Source organism: Wenzhouxiangella marina (genome assembly GCF_001187785.1).
Classification (GTDB): Bacteria; Pseudomonadota; Gammaproteobacteria; order Xanthomonadales; family Wenzhouxiangellaceae; genus Wenzhouxiangella; species Wenzhouxiangella marina.
This window is the reverse complement of record NZ_CP012154.1, coordinates 810,485-828,568: the sequence shown is the minus strand read 5'-3', so window position 1 is coordinate 828,568 and position 18,084 is coordinate 810,485. Positions and strand designations below refer to the sequence as shown.

Below are 18,084 nucleotides of genomic sequence, written 5' to 3'. Positions count from 1 at the left end.
AGGTGATGGCGAGGTCTTGGCGTTCACTCTCCGAGACTTCGGGCTGCCCGGACCTCGACCCTCATGCGGACAACGGCAGCCCGACATGCACCCATGCCTTCAATAGCCCCGGCGTGACTTTCTGTGTCACCGTCCGATACCCCACGGAGTTTCAGGTCACGCTTGAATCCATTCCATTCAATTCGGCTGGAAGATGCCGGCCGCATTGACGTCCATGAACTGGCAGCCGCCGCCCGTTCCACGGCCGACCAGGGTGAAGGTCTCCGTGGTGTCAGCGGGCATCGCCATCTCTTCGATATTGGTCATGGAACTGCCATTCAGCATTCCGCCGGCCTGGCTGATGAAGGCCCCGCTGGTGGAGGAATTGGCCGGTTCCGCCTGACCCTCGCGCACCCAGCCAAGCTGGCAGCCGATCAGCACCCCCGCCGGACAGGAGCTCTGGCAGAACGCATGGCCCGTTCCGAACAGCACGACGGCGCCGGGCTGACTGCCGGAGGTGATGGTCACGCTCTGCAGACTGCGCCAGGCTTCCCCGGCACCGTAGACGGTCCAGCTCGAACTGCTGCCCACGGGATCGGGGCCGTTGAGCACCGTGGAGTCCACGGCCAGCTCGCAGTCGCCCGCCTCACAGCCCCCGACCAGACCGGAGTCCGGCTGGGTCACGATGCCGGTTACGTCGCCGTTGGTGAGAAACGCACAAGTCACCTGCCCGTTTTCCGCCACGCTGACCATGGCCGTTCCCGCCGGGCAGGCCCCGACCACCCGCCGCTGCACTTCCGAGGCGTTGATCGCAGCGGTCCCGACGACACCGCTCCCGAGATCGGCGGCGGCGATCGAGCCATCGATGATCTCCGCCGAGCCGACCGCGTTCACGGCCACGCGCTGGGCGTGGAGTGCAAAGGGTGCCGGCGTCAGTCGCTGCCTCGGCAGCAGCGGCGTATAGGTCTCCTCCATGCTGTCCCCGGCGCGCACGCCCAGCTGCAGCCAGCGGTCCTCGCCGATGAAGACGCCGGGGCCGAAGTCCAGCTCGACGCTGAACAGGCCGGCCTGGACCAGCACATCGTCCATCGGCACCCAGGCCACGAGGTTGCCGTCGCTGGCGGCATCGAAGAGCAGAAACTCAAAATCAAAAGCCCCCTGCGCCGGCGCCCCGGCAAACTCCAGCTCGCCCTGATAGGTGATGGCCGGCGTCAGGGTCTGCGCCGACAGGCTGGCGCTGACGCACAGCAGAAAGAAAGCGTTGAGAATGCGCATGGAAAGCCCTCCGAAACAGGACTGGCAGGAAAAGAAAGGGGAAAGGCGGGACTGGGGGCCGCTGAGCGTGGGCAGAATCACGGCGTGAACTGACCGAGCCGGGGCTCGATCGCCTCGAAGCGATCCCGGAACAGGCGGTCTTCAAGCAGACCCGGCGTGGTCCAGAAGCCGCTGCGGAGGCGAACATCGACGCCCTCGCCACGCCCCGCGTCGTGCTGCCCGATCGTCCCGCGCAGCACGAACTGGCCACCGCTCGCCTGCCCGCCCCCACCATCGAGGGTGGCGCGACGCAGGCGGAACTCACCGCCAGCCGGCAACAGCCCAGTCGATGACACGGCTCCAAGCTCGTTGTCGGACACCCCCTGCGCCTGAAGACCCAGACTGCAGATCAGCAGCGCAACAGCAACCGCGACGCGCAAACCATTGACCATGACTACTCCCCGATGGACTCAGTAACGCCCGGAAACAGCCGGACTCACCAGGGTTAGCGCGATTTGCGGGGGAAATCGGTCAGGCGGGCCATGGAATCGTCAGTAGAGTCCTTGGCCGAGGCCATTCTCGCCGCGAGTCCATGGCTGTCCTCTTCTTGGTGGCAGGCAATCGGCTACCCCTCGTCCTGACACCCATCGAAGGCGGTGAACTGAGGTTCGCCCATGAATCCGGCGTTATCGCCACTTTTACCGGCGAAGGCGAGGATAGGAAGATCCACTTGTTCGGGCAGAACGGGCAGCGACAACCGGAATCGGAGTAGTCAAACAGCGGGCGAGAAAGGCGCGCTTGTTGTTTTCGCTCGAGCGCGGCAAACTCGAAAGCTCCAACCCAGGAAAGCCCGCCGGACATCATCTGGTCATTGGCTAAACATCCTAAGCAATGGCTGCGACGGGTTCAGGGCACAGAGAATCGATACTTGCGGGCCATCGGGTCAGCCGAGGCCCTGATGGCCAAGGCCTCTAAAATGGGACAGCAGCATAGGCAATGAAGCATCTGCGGTTTCCGCGGCACGCGGAAGAAGCGGATGCGGAATGCCGCAATGCGTGGATGAAGGGCGTCAGCAGGGAGCGAGCCCGGATTCTGATGCGGCAGCAGACCGAGTAGTAGACACTTCCCCAGGTTCAGAACAGCCAGCGCATGCTGGCTGCTTGGCGTGGATGAAGGCTGAAAAACTCGGGGAAAAGCAGCGCCTTTACCGAAAAACCAAGAATTCCGCTTGTGAGAGCCCCTGATCCCTCCGGCCAAGCACCGACTGGTCGTCAGCCCACTGGATGCTGGATGTCCTCGTCTTGGTCCTCGTCTTGCGTCTTAGCGATTTGACGACAGCCGCTTGTGTCTGCCATTATGCGATTAGTTGGTGGCTTGGTAGTGTTATGAGGAAAAATTCCAGTTTTGCTCTCGCAGCAAGTCAACTCGCGCAGCCCAGCGGACAGCGCTCTAGTGCGAACTTCGGTGCGACGTTGAGCGGAACTGGTCGCTAAAGCGAAAATTTCCCGACAACTCTCGCCTAGTTATACGCCACCCTATTGAGGAGAAAAAAATGAGCATCGCTGATCTAGAAAAAGACTTGTCGAAATCCACTACACGCCCGAAAGGAATAAAAGTCGGTGCTGATTTGTGGCGTGACTTAACAAATGCAGATAAAATCGAATGGATCGATTTCTGCCCCACCGGTCACCCAGAGTATGTTGTTCGATTGCCAGTGTTAAAGGGTTCAAGCACTGTTGTTTGGGTAGATCCTGACCTGCCAGCTACTGGCCACTCGCTCCCACTTTGACGTATAACAAGCCGCTCAAAACACTCCGGCCCTGCGGGCCTCCACCGGACGCGCTGCGTGCGCCGTTCAGCTAGAACGTTGGACGCACAAGAAAGAGGGCGCGAGCATTGACCAAAGAAGGGATCGAGTTTTGGCAATCTTCCTGAACGCATTTCCACTTAGTATCCCTGACACGGAGCTTGCGGCTCTCCAGATTCCCTATGCCAACGAGACGCTGAATAGTTTTCGCCGGCACTATCGATCAACGCATTTTTTTCGTCGCCAGGGAGACAATGTCCTGATCTTTTCAGAGACTGGAGACTTTCCCATATCCGGGACGTCACGCACGATAACGTTCAAGAATAATTTCGGTATCTTCTGCTCGCTTGTAAAGGATGGTCTGACAAGGCATCTTGTCGGACTGGGCCGCAATCCCATAGGCTTTGCGCCCATTGAACTGGTGAGTGAAAAGCCGGAAGACAATCTTCTGGTACCTATTCTTGGCAATGCTTATCCGTTTAGAATTTGCGCCAGGTACACAATCGATACACGCATTATTAAAGGGCAGCCGTGCCTTGTCATTGATTGCACAACGCGACGGGTGCTCAGAGAAAGCGGTCTTTACTTCCTGAACGCCGGATTTGATCTTATGGGGCGTTATGTTGTAAATGAGCAAGACGACGGATACCGTAGGTTCCTCGGGGCAGTGAGCGGATGTAACGGTGAGGTGCTCACTGTCACGCGACCTGACAATCAGGTAATGCAGGTCAATGCGAAAGAACTGTACCTCGAGGCCAGCCGAGTCAATTTCGAGGATTACATCCTGCATACGCATGGCAATAAAAAAGACGTGATCGTCGAATGCATTCGGCAAGCTATCTCAAAATTCAACAGCGGGAAGAATAAGAAGGCCCGCATCGACGCACTTAAAAATTACTTTCAGTCGAGAGATATTTCGCTGATTGACGGGACGCCGATTAAGATCATGGAGCCACCGGATATTGAGAGCCAGTGCGGACAACTGCAAAAACCGGTTTTTGTTTTCAACGACAATGGCGAGGCCAGTTGGGCTGAGAAAGGCCTGACTCAATACGGTCCCTACACAAAGCGAACCTTCGACAGGAACGACCCCTCAATCTGCGTGATCTGCGCCCAGCAGGACAAGGGGCGTGTCGAGCAGTTTGTACGAAAGCTCTTAAAAGGTATTTCTCGAAGTAAGTATTTTAGCAATGGCCTGGAAGGAAAGTTCACACTCGGAACCAGCCACATCGATGTGTTCACGACCACCAACGACAGTGTGGATGCATACAAGAATGCTATCGAGGCTGCAATCCGACAAAAAGCCGATGACGGCGGGCGGTGGGATCTAGCGCTCGTTCAGGTTCGACAATCTTTTAAAAAGCTCAACGTCAATGAAAATCCTTACTATTGGGGTAAAAGCTTATTTTTCTTGCACCAGATCCCTGTACAGGATTTCACGATAGAACTTTTAGAACAGTCCGATTACTCACTCGGATATTCTCTTAACAATATGGCATTAGCCTGCTACGCAAAGATGGGCGGCATCCCGTGGCTTCTAAAATCCTCTCCGACCCTTTCCCACGAACTTGTGATAGGAATCGGTAGCGCGAATATTGGACAGAAACGCGGGTTTGAAAACCAAAGAATTATGGGAATTACCACCGTTTTCTCTGGTGATGGCAGCTATATTGTCTCTAACACTTCGAAGGCGGTTGTGCCGGAAGCCTACTGCGAGGCTTTGACTTCCGTTCTCGATGAAACCATTGGTAAAATTCAGAAACGCATGAACTGGCAGAAAGGCGATACGATTCGTCTAGTTTTCCACGCGCAGGTCAAGAAGTTCAGCAAGGATGAAATCGCTGCTGTCCAGGCTGTCATAGAAAAATACCGGGAATACCAGGTTGAGTATACATTCCTGAAAATCTCAGAGAATCACAGCCTGCATATGTTCGACTCCACTTCGGCTGGCGAGAGGAAGGGAAGGCTCGCACCCCAGAGAGGAAAGACCTTTAAACTCTCCAAACATGAAATACTCGTATACTTGATAGGTCAGCGAGAGTTGCGTAACGACACTGACGGCCACCCACGCGGATTGATTCTTGATGTGCATAAGGCCTCGACGTTCACGGACATCAAATATTTAAGCGCGCAGGTGCATAGCTTCGCGTCACATTCTTGGCGTAGTTACTTTCCCAACCCTCTTCCTGTGACAATCAGCTACTCTGATCTGATCGCTCGGAATCTTGGTTGGCTGAACCAGATCCCTGGTTGGAGTGACTCTGTGATGATCGGGAAGATAGGTCATTCTCAATGGTTCCTGTAGAGACGGAGAATACCTACCAACTGCGTGATCACCTCTTTAATACGGTTATTGAAGGGGCTCACATCGACCCTTTCAAATCTTGTTTCCTACATTTCTTGGGCTTGATGAAAGGAAGCGTTCCGTCCTTCGATTTTGCGTCGCTTCCCTTGTATCAGCGGTGCGCGATCGCGGGCCTCGATGTTGTGGATGAGGTCGTTTCGAGTCAGGATGTTTCGCGGCTTCTCGGGCAAGCTGCCAAAATCGACGCCACGCCACGCCCATGGGTATCCGACGTATTTGGCGTCATGGCCGTGAAATGGCTTGTTGACAAAATCAATGATGACCGCATCACCCGAGAGTTTAAGTACTGGATATCAGGATTCCTTTCGCAGCAGGTGAGCAGCGACAATCTCAACACCTTCGAAAAGGACATCGCACTGTATATTAGCAGTGACGAACCCAACACTTATACGAGCGCATGTGTGCCACTCTTCCTCCATTACCAGAATAATTTGCGGATTGGCGATCATCAAGAGCGGCTTTCGCTTATTGACCGTTTTATGGGAGAGTTCCGAGCGCAAGCGCAGAAAAATGCGCCGACAGCCTTTTTGAGCCTAATGGTGTACGTTTTTGATCAAGTCAACCAGGATGTGGCCGTGGTGCCTCCCAAAGGCTGGAGCCTCAGCGACCTTCTGGGGTTCCTTGACCATATTCCCGTTGGCTTAAAACGGTGGACATGGGAGGAGGCTGCTAGGACGAAAGGCGCGGAGCCAGTTAAGTGGCCTGTTGTGAACGAATACCACGTCCAGAACCTTCTCTATGTACTGCTCGCTCCGATTTTTAACGACATTGCCGATGAAGTGAATCTTCAGCCTGTTGGACAGAAGAATCCTCGAATTGATCTCTACCTGCCTTCGCTGCAGACGATCATCGAGGTCAAGTACCGCAAGAACGTGAAGAAGTCCTTCCAGGCGCTCGTTGGAGAGATCGCTGAGGATGCGTCCCTTTATCGTGCAGACGAGAAATACATGGACGCACTGATTGTCATCGTCCTATGGGATTGCACGCGCGCCACACAGGAGCATTCCAAGTTTAAGGAAGGTGTTTTGAAGATCAAAGGGATCAACGGCTGTGTAGTGGTTAGTGCGCCATCAACAATGGATGGCTGACCGTAGTACGAAATATTCTGCGATTCAATGCATCCCAACTTCGGCAGCAATATCCTCGTTCTTGGAACTTCTGACAGCGGGCTAGTGGCTGGAGGTAACCAAGCGAAAACTATCTGCATTTTCGTCGTTGCCCTTACGTTGGCCGGATTGCTCAGCGCATATCAATAGTTCGAAAAGGTATCAAACGACGTAAGAATGCTGAAATTGTTGAGATATGGGTAACAGCGTTATGAATCGTGTTCTTCGTCAGCCTAACAGGGCGTTCCAGTGGGAAAAAATGCCGTATCACACTTTTTGCAAAGAACGCAAAAGCTGTGCCACGATAACCTCGCCCTTGATCAGCGGTGTTAGGCCAGTAACGCCATGAATATGACTAACTACACCAACGAAATAAAGTACGCCGTCGAAGCGGCCCTTGCTACCATTTGGGCCGATGTCGGAGAATTAGAAATACTTCGCCGGCAATTGGACCAGCTAACTGCCGAAACTGAAAGTGGCTATCGGCGCGCGCAGGCATTTCAATATGATGAGGACCCAGATGACGTAATGATGGGAGTTGGGATCCATTGGGCTACATATTTTGGTCCTGATAAGGAACGGCATGAGGTTGCAACAAATGTAAACGATCTGAATCAAAGAATTCAGGTGCGAGAATTCTCTAGAAGCGCTATGTCAGCAAGCGTTCTGCAATATGCCAAACAAGGTATTTCTATCGTGCACGCCGGGTTGCAGCCTTGTCCAAATGGAAGAGGGGTAGGATCGCAGTCTCTTAAAAACATAATCTGGCAAGGCAGGAACCAGTCATTGCACTGGGAAGAAGGTAACCCAAGACAACCGGTTATAGACTGCTTTGATCAACTCGCCATCGATTTTGGCGATGAATTTACTCATTACAACACCAGTAATCTTGCATTTAATGTTGTGCGAACTCTCAATTGGAGGGAATTTGAGTCGTTTGAAACCGACATGCAATCTTTAGCCTAACAGAAGCGTCGACGCGGACCAGCCTTTCCGCTGGCGCTCTAAAGCTGGCCGGTTACAGTAGACGTTCCCCTGAGCATCCGACATTAATCGAAAGACACTGGATCCCGGGTCAAGCCCGGGATGACGATTGGTTGAGGGGCCAATCGAATCGCTCCAACTCCGGACTCCCCGCCGGCAACTCCCGCTCCGCAATCTCCAGCGCCCTCAACCCCCAATATTCCGCCTCCTCTTCCTCACCCATCTCCAGCAACAGCAAAGCCAAAGCCCGCTGCGGATCCGCCGCCCGATACTGATCCAGGCTCCCCGCTGAATCGTGCAAGGCGATCGCCTGGCGCATCAGGGCCAGGCCTTCTTCCTGACGCCCCAGGTCGGCCAGCAGACGCCCGTGAGTCACCAGCCCAGAGGCCAGCAGGACGTTGTTGTCCCCATACACGGACCGACGCAGAGTAAGGCTTTCCTCGGAATGAGCAAAGGCCGAGTCGAGCATGCCCAGTTCCCGCTCGATGTTGGCCAGCACGGCCAGGGTGACGGCGAGGGAGGTCTGGGACCATTCGGTGCTTTTCTTGATGGCGACGGATTCCAAAGCGACGTCTCTGGCGGCTTCGTAGTCGCCCTGTCGGCGGAGGGACAGGGCCAGGTTGTGCAGCGGCGAGGCGACGCGGACGGTGTCGGGGCCGTCGGCGATGCGGTGGAGTTCGATGGCGCGGCGCAGGGAGGCTTCGGCCCGTTCGTACCAGCCGAGGTCGTTCTGGAGCAGGCCGACGTTGTTCCAGGAGTCGGCCAGGTCGTAGTCGATGTCGCCGCGGGCTTCGCGCCATTCCAGGGCGCGGACGAGCAGGGCTTCGGCCTGCTGGAGGCGGCCGTAGCGACGGTGGACGTTGCCCAGGCGGTTCAGGGAGTCGGCCACCTCAGGGCTGTTCGGGCCGGCGTGGGTTTCTCTCAGTGCCAGGGCCTGGGTCAGCAGTTCCGTGCCCCTCTCGTCTTCGCCCAGGTTGGAGAAGGCCAGGCCGATGACGTGCATCAGCTGGGCGCGCATCAGGGGGTCGCTGTCCAGGGCCTCGGGCAGCTCCTCGGCGGCCTGTTCGAGGAGGTCGCGGGCGCGGACGTCGGCGGGGTTGGTGACGCGCGGGTCGGAGACGCCGAAAAGCTCGATCAGGAAGTCGGCGGTCTCCGTGGCCACCTGCGCTTCGCGGGCGGCGCGGTCGCGTTCCAGGGCAAGCTGGTGGGCCTGCCATCCCATGACCCCTGAAAAGCCGACCAGCATAATGACAATAAGCGCGCTCAATCCCAGTCCCACGGGATGGCGGCGGGCAAAGACGGAGAAGCGATAGGCCCGGGAGTCAGGCCTTGCCTGCACAGCCTGGCCATCGAGCCAGCGCTGCAGGTCCTCGGCCAGCTGGCCGGCCGATTGGTAGCGGCGGGCCGGCTCCTTGTGCATGGCCTTGAGCACGATGCTGTTCAGGTCCCCTTCCCGGCCTCTGCGCGTGCTGAGCGGCGGGGGCGGCTCGGTCAGGCAGATGATCTTCTCGATCTCGGTCGGGCGGCGGGTCTGGATCTCGTAGGGCTTGCGCTCGGCGAGCAGTTCGTAGAGCACGACGCCGAGAGAGTAGACATCGGTCAGGGGCGTGACCGGCTCGCCGCGCACCTGCTCGGGGCTGGCGTAGTGCGGGGTCATGGCGCCGGCGACGGTCAGTACGGTCTCGTCCGCCCCGCCCTGCTCGTCGCCCAGCAGCTTGGCAATGCCGAAGTCCAGCAGCTTCAGCGTGCCGTCCTGCTCGATGAGCACGTTGGCGGACTTGATGTCGCGGTGGACGATCAGGTGCTGGTGGGCGAACTGCACGGCCGCGCAGAGATCGAGGAACAGGCGGACACGCTGTGCCTTGTCGAGGTGTTGCTCGCGGGCATAAGTCTCGATCGTCTGGCCGTCGACGAACTCCATCGCCACCCAGGGCCGTCCGTCCTCTTCTTCACCGCCGTCGATGAACTGGGCGATGTGGGCGTGATGGAGCGAGGCCAGCACGCGACGCTCGATCTTCAGGCGCGCCCGGGCCAGGTCCGAGTCAACGGCCGCATTGAGTCGCTTGACCGCCAGGCGCTGCTCGAAATCCGCCGCCTGGCGCTGGCAGAGGTAGACCACGCCCATGCCGCCCTCGCCCAGCTTGCGGAGGACGGTGAAGGGGCCGATGGAGTCCGGCAGATCGCGGGCGGCTTCGGCCTGGACGGTGGAGCGGAGGATGTCCTCGTCGGCGGCGTCGGCGGCGAGCATGGCGATCAGCTGCTCGCCAAGTTCAGGGTCGCGTTCGTTGACGGACTCGATCAGCTGCTGGCGCTGCTCCGGCGCGGCGGCAAGCGCCTGCTCGAACAGGGATTCCAGCTCCTGAAAGCGGCGCGCGTCCATCGAACGTGGTCCCTCCCCTCGACAAGCCAGGGACCACTATTCGATGGCCGGCCCCGCCTTGTCAAGGAAGGGCCGGGAAGGAATGCTCGACGCGACGATCAGCGAGCCAGGTACTGGGCAATCTCGTCCTTCAGCGCCATGCGCTCGCGGCGCTTGGCTTCTTCGACTTCATCGGTGACGGGTTCGACGCGGGTTTCCATGCGGTGCACGGCGCGGTTGACCTCGTGGTACTTCTCGATCATCTTCGCGAAGTGCCGGTCGCTGGCTTTCAGGTCGTGGATCTTGTCCTTGTACTCGGGAAACTCTTCGGCCAGCTCGTGCGGGGTGTGGGACATGGGGTCACTCCTTGGGGTTTGGATTCGTCGTTCTGCGGCGCGGCCCGAAGGCCTCCGCCGCCCTGAGTCCAATACTCCCCCGTTCTCGCCCGGCCTGCCTTGATCTGCGTCAACGTTGTCGCCCCGGGAACTCCTGCCGCGCTATTGGAAGATCAGGAGATGATGAGCCCGGCCTGCCTGACGCGCCGATGGAAAGCGGCGCCACGCCGGCAGCGAGCCTTCCCGAGCACTGCCGGCGGGCAAACCGCGATGCAAGCCTTGCCCCCTTGTGTACATATAGCGTCATCGAGCGGTAAATCGCGCCACTCGCTCTGAATCGGGCTTGCCGGGGCCATCGCGCCAACACTTGCTCGGAAAGGGCGGGTATCGTGTTCGGGCCGTCCCATCGCCTTTCGCTCAACGGAGTTCTCATGCCCGCACCCCGGATGATTCGAACCGTTTCAGCGGTGATCCTCGACCCGCAGGAGCGCGTGCTGCTGGTGCGCAAGCGCGGCAGCGAGATCTACATCCAGCCCGGCGGCAAACCGGACGCCGGCGAAGCCCCCCTCGACACGCTCGAGCGCGAACTGCGCGAAGAGCTGGACGTGACGATGGATCGAGCCCAGGCGCTGTGCCTCGGCCGCTTCGAGGACGAGGCCGTGCACGAACCGGACGCTCGGGTTCGAACCGAGTCCTGGCTCGTCCAGGTGCAGGGCGAGCCCCGAGCCAGCGCCGAGATCGAGGCGCTTCGCTGGGTCGAGCCGCAGACCGCCGGCGAGGATCCGACCATCGCACCCTTGAGTCGGCGACACATCCTGCCGGCGCTGTGCCGACATCTGGCCTCGGAACCGGACGCGCGATGAGCGCGACGTCGGTCGATGTCCTGATCATCGGCGCCGGCGCGGCCGGCCTGATGTGCGCGATCGCCGCCGGCGCGCGCGGGCGTTCCGTGCGCGTCCTCGACCACGCCAACAAGCCCGGCAAGAAGATCCTCATGTCCGGCGGTGGGCGCTGCAACTTCACCAATATGCACTGCGGGCCCGACAACTTCCTGTCGGCCAATCCCCATTTCTGCAAGTCGGCGCTCAGTCGCTACACGCCCTGGGACTTCATCGCCCTGGTCGAAAAGCACGAGGTGCCCTATCACGAGAAGACCCTCGGCCAGCTGTTCTGCGACCGCTCCTCGAAGGACATCCTGAACCTGCTACTGGCCGAGTGCGAACAGGTCGGGGCCAGCGTCGAGACCCACACGCCGGTGGAGATCGAGCAGCTCGGCCCGCCGCATCGGGTTCGAACGCCGCAGGAAACCATCGACTGCGAGTCCCTGGTCATTGCCACGGGCGGCTACTCCATCCCGCGCATGGGCGCCACGGGCTGGGGCTTCGATTTCGCCCGCGAGCTCGGGCTGGCCGTGCAAGCCACGCGAGCCGCCCTCGTGCCCTTCGTGTTCGAAGGCCGCAAGCTCGAGCAGCTCGAAGGCCTGGCCGGCATCTCCGTGGACACGCGCTCGACGGCCGCCGAAGGGACCTTCCGGGAAAACCTGCTGTTCACCCACAAGGGCCTGAGCGGCCCCGCCATGCTGCAGGTCTCGTCCTACTGGCAGCCCGGGGAGCCGGTGCAGATCGATCTGCTGCCTGATCAGAACCTGACCGAAGAACTCAAGCGCCTGCGCCGGGACCGACCCCGAGCGAGCTTGAGTACGATCCTCGCCCAGCATTGGCCGAAGCGGATGGCCGAGCGCTGGTGCGAGCTGTGGTTCGGCCACCCGACCCTCGCAGAGCTCTCGGACCAGGCCATCGACAACATCGTCCGCCACGCCCAGCCCTGGACCGTCTGGCCCGCCGGCACGGAGGGTTACCGCACGGCCGAAGTCACGATCGGCGGCGTCGACACGGACGAGCTCTCCTCGAAGACCATGGAAGCCAAGCAGCAGCCGGGCCTGTTCTTCATCGGCGAGGTCGTCGACGTCACCGGCCACCTCGGCGGCCACAACTTCCAGTGGGCCTGGGCCTCCGGGCAGGCGGCAGGTCAGTTCGTCTGAGTCGGCGTTGCACCCTGCGATGGCCACGGCACGGGGCCGGACCGACGAGATCATTGAACCCTCCCGTCGGCCGGCCCTCGATTCACATCAGTGTTGCCATGGACAGGGGCGGGATGCGTCATCCAGGAATTCGAATCGATCGCTGAAGATCGGCCGGGGCGAAGACAGGGACACGCCATGAATTCCGCTGGCGTTTCCGATCAGCCATCGATCGTCGCGGCTGGGATCCTGGATAAAGCCCTTGACGAATCCTGTGAAACCGGACATCAAGGCGGAACTGCAAACCAGGGCTTCCGACTCGAAATCGAAGTAATGAATACGATCTCGTTCCGCCAGCAGCACACCGTTCCGGGCTGGCGCAATCGAGTAGGCCTCGATATCGAGCTGAACAGAGGACACGAGGTTCCCGGTCGACAGATCGGTCAATTCGAGACGATTGTCATTGGCCTGGCTTGCAACCCACAGGGACTCGCCCGGGCCCCGGACGAAGGCCGCAGACCGGATGGTCTGGCCAAAATCGAGCAGCACCAGCCCCGTCTCGATATCCAGCACCAGGCCCGCAGCTCCCTGATTGAGAATCAGGAGATTCTGCCCGACCACATCGAGCCGATAGGGCCCGGCAAAGGCGCCGAGTGGAAGACGCGGGCTTGACCAGCGAATTGCGAGCGGCCCGGGCGCTTCGGGATCGATGAGATGGTAACGGGTACCGGCCTGGTCCCAGCTCACCAGGCCGAGGCCGACACCGCTGTCGTCCTGGAACCCGAACATTCGATAGACCGTGTCCGAGCCCAGAGCCGAAGAAAAGTCCGTGGTCCGAAGCAGGCTTCCCGTGCTCGAATCGAACTCCGTGACCCTGCCACCGTTGGCCACGTTCCCGATCCTTGTCAAGGCATAGGTGCGATCGAGCGGCCCGGCCGGGCCATCGAGGACAAGACTCGTGACCTCGACGATCTCGGGGTCGGCACTACCGAGTTCACTGAACCACCTCAGCTCCCCCGTGTCCCCGTTCACCTGACGGACAAAGACATCGTCCACGCTGGTGCCGTTCGAGGTTCCCGTCATCAGGGAGAGAAGCAGTTCTCCGTCCGAGTCCGTCGCTGCAGCAAAGCCCGAGAAATCCCGGGTGAGGACTCGCGGTAGCCAGGTCTCGTTCTGCAGATCGATCGAGAACTGTCGTGTGTAGCCGGAACTGCCCGCCAGGACGACGGGAACACCGTCGCCATCAAAATCATGGACTGCGGCAACGCTGAAGGGGTAGCTGGTTTCGGCCTGATGGAGCAGGTTCCCACCTGAATCACGCCATTCGATCAGATGGATGAGGCCCGGCGGGAGAGTTTCCAGTTCTCGAATCATCAGCAGTTCATCCAGACCGTCGTTCTGGAGGTCGTGCACCAGGAGACCCGGCAAGGTCAGGGCGTCCACCTGCCAAAGCACTTCCTCCGTCGTCACATCGAAGGCGACGAGCCCGGAGACGTTTGGTGAAAGCAGCAGCAATTGTTCGCCCCCTCCAGGCAGCAATCTGGCCGATTCCAGGCCGCCGTTGGCGACCAGCGGCCATTGCATGACCGTCTCACCGTTCGCTCGATCCAGGATCAACACTTCTGATCCGATGCTGACGGCTATCTGCGCCGGCCCCTGAGGATCGGGGTGGAACACGACGACCGCGCGCGGCGAGTCCAGACTTCTTGTCCAGATCGGATCGCTCGACTGTGCGTGATAAAGACCAACGGCATTGAAGGTCCTAAGGAGGTAATGAAAGTCATCGACGGACACGGGATCCAGCAGGTCGATCTCCCGGACCTCGTTGAAGACCTCGGGGTGGAGCAGCCGGGATTGCTCGAGGCTTTGCCCGAATCGAACCTCGATGACGTCTTCGAGAACGATGGACCCGAGGGTTCCGGCAAACGCCGCGAAAGGTTCGGGCTCCAGCGTGTAGTCCATCGCGGAAATGGCCGACTGAAGAAAGGACTCCGATCCTCGAACCAGCCCGTCCTCACGAACCCCCAGAATTCTCGAGATCAGGGCCGGCACACCCGTCTCCGATTGGCCAGACCATCCGAAGAGGTAGCCCTGGGGCGTCGAGGCGTCGCCTGGCCATACGAGCAGACCGCTTGCACCGACCCTTGCGTGGTAGGGAAGGTCGACGGGCTCCACCCGCAGCATCGAGGGCGCCGCGCCCGCCGCGGTCACCAGGACCGGGATGCCGCAATGCATCATGATGACCAGGGCTTTAAGCGCGCTGAACAGGCCTGCACGACGCCAGCGGCGCTCGTGCTTTCGAGGGTCCGGTTCCCCGGAAGATCGTTCTGAGGCGAGGGCAAACCCGCCCGTGCCGAAAGAATTTCCTGCAATCATGCTTTCCACCCAGCTTTGAGCCAACGCCCGTGATTCTACCTGCTCTGGAGGCAGTGCTTCGTCGGTTTGCCCCGGTGGTCGGCGCGAAAGACGTTCGATGATGAGGTTTCCTGATCGGTGACGCTCTACTGGATGACGACCTCTCCATTCCCAAACGATCGCATCCATGACGAGACACGCATCACGACGATCAGCCCTGGCGGCCCTGCTGCTGAGCGGCGGACTGGCCGCGCAGAGCCCGACGGCCCTCGACGCCATCCATTTCTCCACCGATATCCACATCCAGGTGCCGACGGGGGCTGCGTCCTCGGCCGTCGTGAACGATGACGGCCTGTCCCAGCTGGACCTGGCCACGGGCTTCAGCATCGACATCAACTGGCTCGGCCGCCTGGATCGCAGCGATCTCGACGGCTTCCACTTCGGCGACGAGGCCTGCGGCACGGACCGCCTGTTCAGTCTGACGACGACGTCCGAGATCGCCGGCACGGTGATGCGCCCCGGTGACGTCTTTACGGAAGCCGGAGCCAAGGTCTTCGATGCGGTCGCGGTCGGATTGCCCCGCAACATCAATGTCGATGCCTTGAGCCGCGACCCGGGCAGCTGCGATCTCGTGCTCTCGATCGATGGCCTCGCCGAGCTTGGCGGGACCGTCTTCGGACCACGCGACCTGATCCAATGGAACTCGACGGACGGCTTCAGCCTGTTCCAGACCCTGGGCGGCCGCTACAATGTCGACGCCCTGCACGTCCTGAGCGCGGATCGCGTGCTGCTCAGCTTCGATATCGACCAGCAGCTCGGCGGGCAGCTCGTCCGCGACGACGACGTCATCGAAGTCGATTTCTCCGGCGCGATGCCGAGCTTCCAACTCAGCTATTCGCCGCGCGCCCTCGACCCGAGCATTGCCCGCGCCGACCTGGACGCACTCTGGGCACAGCCCTCACCGCCGGTGGGCGAGTTCCAGTGGACGCTCAGCGAAGACTCGGTGTTCGAGAACGGCGGCTCCATCGTCGTCCAGATCGAGCGCGTCAACGGCTCGGCGGGTGCGGTCAGCGTCAGCGTCGAGACCGCCGACAATACGGCCATCGCCGGGGTCGACTACACCGCCTTTGTCGGCACGGCAGATTTCGTAGACGCCGAACTGGCGCGCACCGTCACGATCCCCATCACCGACAACGCCACGCTCGAAGGCAATCGTCAGTTCTTCGTCGACCTGACCGCCGTCTCGAACGGGGCCCTGGGCACGCCGACCCGGATCACGGTGCTGATCCGCGACGACGAAGACGACCTGCTCTTCGACGACCGATTCGAGAACTGAATTCATCATACACACCGCTCACACCATCAAGACTCAAGTCACCAGGACTGAAGGAATCACGACCATGTCACGACTCATCCATGCTTCCCTGCTCACCCTCTCGGCGCTGACCCTGAGCGCCGCCCAAGCCGATGAAGGCGTCTACGAAATCAGCCCCCTGTGCGTGGCCACCGGTTGCTTCGACGGCGATGCGCCGGGCTGGCCGGTGACCCTGTCCAATCCCGGTCGCTACGTGCTGACCGGCAACCTCGATGTTCGCAACGAGGCCGACCCGGTAAATACGGACGCGATCGTCATCGGTTCCATTGCAGGCAGGGTCGACATCACTCTCGATCTGAACGGCTTCGAGATTCGGGGGCCGGTCACCTGCACCGGCACACCGGTCACCAGTTGCTCTGCTGGCGCTGGCCAGGGCGATGGGATCACGGTGACCAACAATGTCCGGCTCACCGTTCGCCAGGGCGCGATTGTCGGAATGGGAAATATCGGCGTTCGATGCGCCAGCGTGTCCGCTTCGTGTCGCATCGAGGACGTCCGGGTTGAGCAGAACCGCCAGGACGGCATCACCGGTTCGGCCGGTCTGGGAGTGACCATCCGAAACGTCTCGGCCCAGAACAACGGCGGCAGCGGCATCGTCATGGTCCGAGGTTCGATCCGAGACAGTCTGGTTCGAGGCAACGCTGCGAACGGCCTGAGCGCCGGCCTGGGCAGCGTCGATTCGGTCGACGCGCTAAACAATGGTCAGGACGGCATCGTGTCCTCCGGACCGGTCAGCAATTCGAATGCGGAAAACAACAACCAGGATGGCATCAACTGCTTCTCCTGCATCGCCACCGGCAACCGCGCTTCGTCCAATGGCCGCTTCGGGCTCAGGCTCAACAATGGCTCGGTGTACGGCTCGAACCTGCTGTCATTCAATGATTCGTCTGATCTGAACACACTCGGCCCTGCCTTCGATGTCGAATCCGCACCGAATCTCTGCAACGACGGTAGCTGCTGAGGGCTTGCCGGAAACAAACGAAAGGGGCGCCGATCGGCGCCCCTTTTCCTTTCTCGAGCCTTCCGATATCAGAGACTGCGACGGAAGCCGAACAGCCCCAGCATCGCGACCAGACCGGCCATGATCACCATGCCGACCTTGCCCATGGTCGGTACGGCGAAGGACGGTGCCGGTGGGGCGCCGGCTGCCCAGTTCAGGATGTTCGGCTGCGCCGCCGGCGGGATGCCGGCCAGCAGACCGTTGGCGGAAAGCGTGTTCAGATCGGTAAAGGCCGGGATATCGGCCAGGCTGGCGCCAGCCCCATTGCTCAGACCGATGAAGCGCACGATGTGCACCGTCGCACCGGCGGGGATGGTGATGTCGTAGTTGTCGAGCCAGCTGTTCACGCCCGGCCCCGGGTTGGCCACACCTCGCCCCTCGGGAATCGGGCCGCCGGTATTGAAGCTGAAGTACGGCACGACCGAACTGCCGGCGCCGTAGCGAACATGGGTAATGGGCGGGTCCGAGTAGGGCTGCCCGTCGGAGCTGACGAACCAGAAGGCGTCGTCGGGCACCAGCACGTTGCCGCCGCCGGCGCTGCTGTCTTCGATCACCGTGCCGCTGTCAGAACCCAGATTGCAACCGAAATTGACCGTGACGCTGACCGGCGAGGTGCCGGGGTTGGTGAAGTTGTTCAGGCTGCGCATGATCGCCGTGCCGTTGCTCATCGGCCCCAACCAGCGGAACTCACGAGAGACCGTCAGGCCGCCGATCGAATCCGGATCGCCGATGGCGGAATCACCGACGATGTCGATGTTGCCGTCCGGGTCGGCATAGCCGACGCCATTGACGCCCATCGACTCGCAGCCGTCGAAGGCATCGGTCAGAGTAACGGTGGATCCGCCCGTCGTGATCGTACTGCCCTGGTTGCCGGAGGCTTCATAGAGGCCGAAGCCGTAAATGCTCCGGGTGCCCGTGTTGTTCGAGATCTGCCAGGAGAATCCGGAGCGACTCACGGTGACGAAACTGCCACCCCGCGGCTGGCTCTCCGCCGCCTGTACGCGGCTGACCGCGCCGCCGGACAGCAGCAGGGCCGAGCCCACCACTCCCGAGCTCAGGCCCAGGCGCAGCTTGTTGAATGCATCGTTAGACATGAAATTCCCTTGTTTGAAAAGACATTTGACCTGCAACTCGAATGCGCGTGA

General features: G+C 60.3%; 14 protein-coding genes. 8 read left to right on the top strand and 6 right to left on the bottom strand.

The genetic code is table 11. From position 1 onward, the window contains the following. Positions 1-177: 177 nt before the first annotated feature. Positions 178-1,254: a hypothetical protein gene (locus tag WM2015_RS03545; protein WP_049724750.1), complete on the bottom strand. Its 1,077-nt coding sequence runs from the start codon at positions 1,252-1,254 to the stop codon at positions 178-180. 77 nt (positions 1,255-1,331) lie between these two features. Then, positions 1,332-1,589: a hypothetical protein gene (locus tag WM2015_RS03540; RefSeq protein WP_169751084.1), complete on the bottom strand. Its 258-nt coding sequence runs from the start codon at positions 1,587-1,589 to the stop codon at positions 1,332-1,334. 1,196 nt (positions 1,590-2,785) lie between these two features. Between WM2015_RS03540 and WM2015_RS15745 the strand changes: the two genes are divergently transcribed. The 4 genes from WM2015_RS15745 to WM2015_RS15740 all read left to right on the top strand — a co-directional run bounded on the left by WM2015_RS15745 (position 2,786) and on the right by WM2015_RS15740 (position 7,477). Beyond that, positions 2,786-3,022, top strand: a complete 237-nt coding sequence (locus WM2015_RS15745; protein ID WP_156200802.1) for a hypothetical protein — start codon at positions 2,786-2,788, stop codon at positions 3,020-3,022. A 130-nt stretch (positions 3,023-3,152) separates the two neighbouring features. Beyond that, positions 3,153-5,345, top strand: a complete 2,193-nt coding sequence (locus WM2015_RS03530; protein WP_049724747.1) for an argonaute/piwi family protein — start codon at positions 3,153-3,155, stop codon at positions 5,343-5,345. Beyond that, positions 5,333-6,493: a PD-(D/E)XK nuclease domain-containing protein gene (locus tag WM2015_RS03525; protein WP_049724746.1), complete on the top strand. Its 1,161-nt coding sequence runs from the start codon at positions 5,333-5,335 to the stop codon at positions 6,491-6,493. Before WM2015_RS03530 ends, WM2015_RS03525 begins: the two co-directional genes overlap by 13 nt. Before the next feature lie 369 nt (positions 6,494-6,862). Continuing rightward, positions 6,863-7,477: a hypothetical protein gene (locus WM2015_RS15740; protein WP_156200800.1), complete on the top strand. Its 615-nt coding sequence runs from the start codon at positions 6,863-6,865 to the stop codon at positions 7,475-7,477. A gap of 109 nt (positions 7,478-7,586) precedes the next feature. Here the strand turns inward: WM2015_RS15740 and WM2015_RS03520 are convergent, their stop codons facing one another. Beyond that, on the bottom strand, positions 7,587-9,875 hold the full coding sequence (locus tag WM2015_RS03520; protein WP_049724745.1) for a serine/threonine-protein kinase: 2,289 nt from the start codon (positions 9,873-9,875) through the stop codon (positions 7,587-7,589). A gap of 98 nt (positions 9,876-9,973) precedes the next feature. Continuing rightward, a complete protein-coding gene (locus WM2015_RS03515; protein ID WP_049724744.1) occupies positions 9,974-10,210 on the bottom strand; it encodes an HP1242/YdcH family protein in 237 nt (78 codons plus the stop codon). A 410-nt stretch (positions 10,211-10,620) separates the two neighbouring features. Here WM2015_RS03515 and WM2015_RS03510 point away from each other — a divergent pair, with 410 nt between their 5' ends. Both WM2015_RS03510 and WM2015_RS03505 read left to right on the top strand, forming a co-directional pair. After that, positions 10,621-11,052 carry an NUDIX hydrolase gene (locus WM2015_RS03510; protein ID WP_049724743.1) on the top strand — a complete coding sequence of 144 codons (432 nt, stop codon included), beginning with the start codon at positions 10,621-10,623 and terminating at the stop codon, positions 11,050-11,052. Then, entirely contained in the window at positions 11,049-12,230 is a 1,182-nt protein-coding gene (locus WM2015_RS03505; RefSeq protein WP_049724742.1) for a BaiN/RdsA family NAD(P)/FAD-dependent oxidoreductase, read from the top strand. The genes WM2015_RS03510 and WM2015_RS03505 overlap by 4 nt, the downstream gene beginning before the upstream one ends. Positions 12,231-12,317: 87 nt before the next feature. Here the strand turns inward: WM2015_RS03505 and WM2015_RS03500 are convergent, their stop codons facing one another. Next, entirely contained in the window at positions 12,318-14,585 is a 2,268-nt protein-coding gene (locus tag WM2015_RS03500; RefSeq protein ID WP_156200798.1) for a hypothetical protein, read from the bottom strand. Between the two features lie 166 nt (positions 14,586-14,751). On the opposite strand from WM2015_RS03500, the gene WM2015_RS03495 reads away from it, so the two are divergent. Both WM2015_RS03495 and WM2015_RS03490 read left to right on the top strand, forming a co-directional pair. Further along, on the top strand, positions 14,752-15,900 hold the full coding sequence (locus WM2015_RS03495) for a Calx-beta domain-containing protein (RefSeq protein WP_049724740.1): 1,149 nt from the start codon (positions 14,752-14,754) through the stop codon (positions 15,898-15,900). Positions 15,901-15,964: 64 nt separating this feature from the next. Next, positions 15,965-16,900 (top strand): right-handed parallel beta-helix repeat-containing protein, encoded by a 936-nt coding sequence (locus WM2015_RS03490; RefSeq protein WP_049724739.1) that lies wholly within the window; start codon positions 15,965-15,967, stop codon positions 16,898-16,900. 68 nt (positions 16,901-16,968) lie between these two features. Here WM2015_RS03490 and WM2015_RS03485 read toward each other — a convergent pair whose 3' ends face one another. Further along, positions 16,969-18,033, bottom strand: a complete 1,065-nt coding sequence (locus WM2015_RS03485) for a hypothetical protein (protein WP_049724738.1) — start codon at positions 18,031-18,033, stop codon at positions 16,969-16,971. Positions 18,034-18,084 lie beyond the last annotated feature (51 nt).

What these genes read in the sequence shown, in the direction of transcription:
- WM2015_RS03490 (WP_049724739.1), top strand. Translation starts at nt 15,965, where the DNA reads ATGTCACGACTCATCCATGCTTCCCTGCTCACCCTCTCGGCGCTGACC.
- WM2015_RS03520 (WP_049724745.1), bottom strand. Translation starts at nt 9,875, where the DNA reads ATGGACGCGCGCCGCTTTCAGGAGCTGGAATCCCTGTTCGAGCAGGCG.
- WM2015_RS03505 (WP_049724742.1), top strand. Translation starts at nt 11,049, where the DNA reads ATGAGCGCGACGTCGGTCGATGTCCTGATCATCGGCGCCGGCGCGGCC.
- WM2015_RS03545 (WP_049724750.1), bottom strand. Translation starts at nt 1,254, where the DNA reads ATGCGCATTCTCAACGCTTTCTTTCTGCTGTGCGTCAGCGCCAGCCTG.
- WM2015_RS03515 (WP_049724744.1), bottom strand. Translation starts at nt 10,210, where the DNA reads ATGTCCCACACCCCGCACGAGCTGGCCGAAGAGTTTCCCGAGTACAAG.
- WM2015_RS03510 (WP_049724743.1), top strand. Translation starts at nt 10,621, where the DNA reads ATGCCCGCACCCCGGATGATTCGAACCGTTTCAGCGGTGATCCTCGAC.
- WM2015_RS15745 (WP_156200802.1), top strand. Translation starts at nt 2,786, where the DNA reads ATGAGCATCGCTGATCTAGAAAAAGACTTGTCGAAATCCACTACACGC.
- WM2015_RS15740 (WP_156200800.1), top strand. Translation starts at nt 6,863, where the DNA reads ATGACTAACTACACCAACGAAATAAAGTACGCCGTCGAAGCGGCCCTT.
- WM2015_RS03495 (WP_049724740.1), top strand. Translation starts at nt 14,752, where the DNA reads ATGACGAGACACGCATCACGACGATCAGCCCTGGCGGCCCTGCTGCTG.
- WM2015_RS03500 (WP_156200798.1), bottom strand. Translation starts at nt 14,585, where the DNA reads ATGATTGCAGGAAATTCTTTCGGCACGGGCGGGTTTGCCCTCGCCTCA.
- WM2015_RS03525 (WP_049724746.1), top strand. Translation starts at nt 5,333, where the DNA reads ATGGTTCCTGTAGAGACGGAGAATACCTACCAACTGCGTGATCACCTC.
- WM2015_RS03485 (WP_049724738.1), bottom strand. Translation starts at nt 18,033, where the DNA reads ATGTCTAACGATGCATTCAACAAGCTGCGCCTGGGCCTGAGCTCGGGA.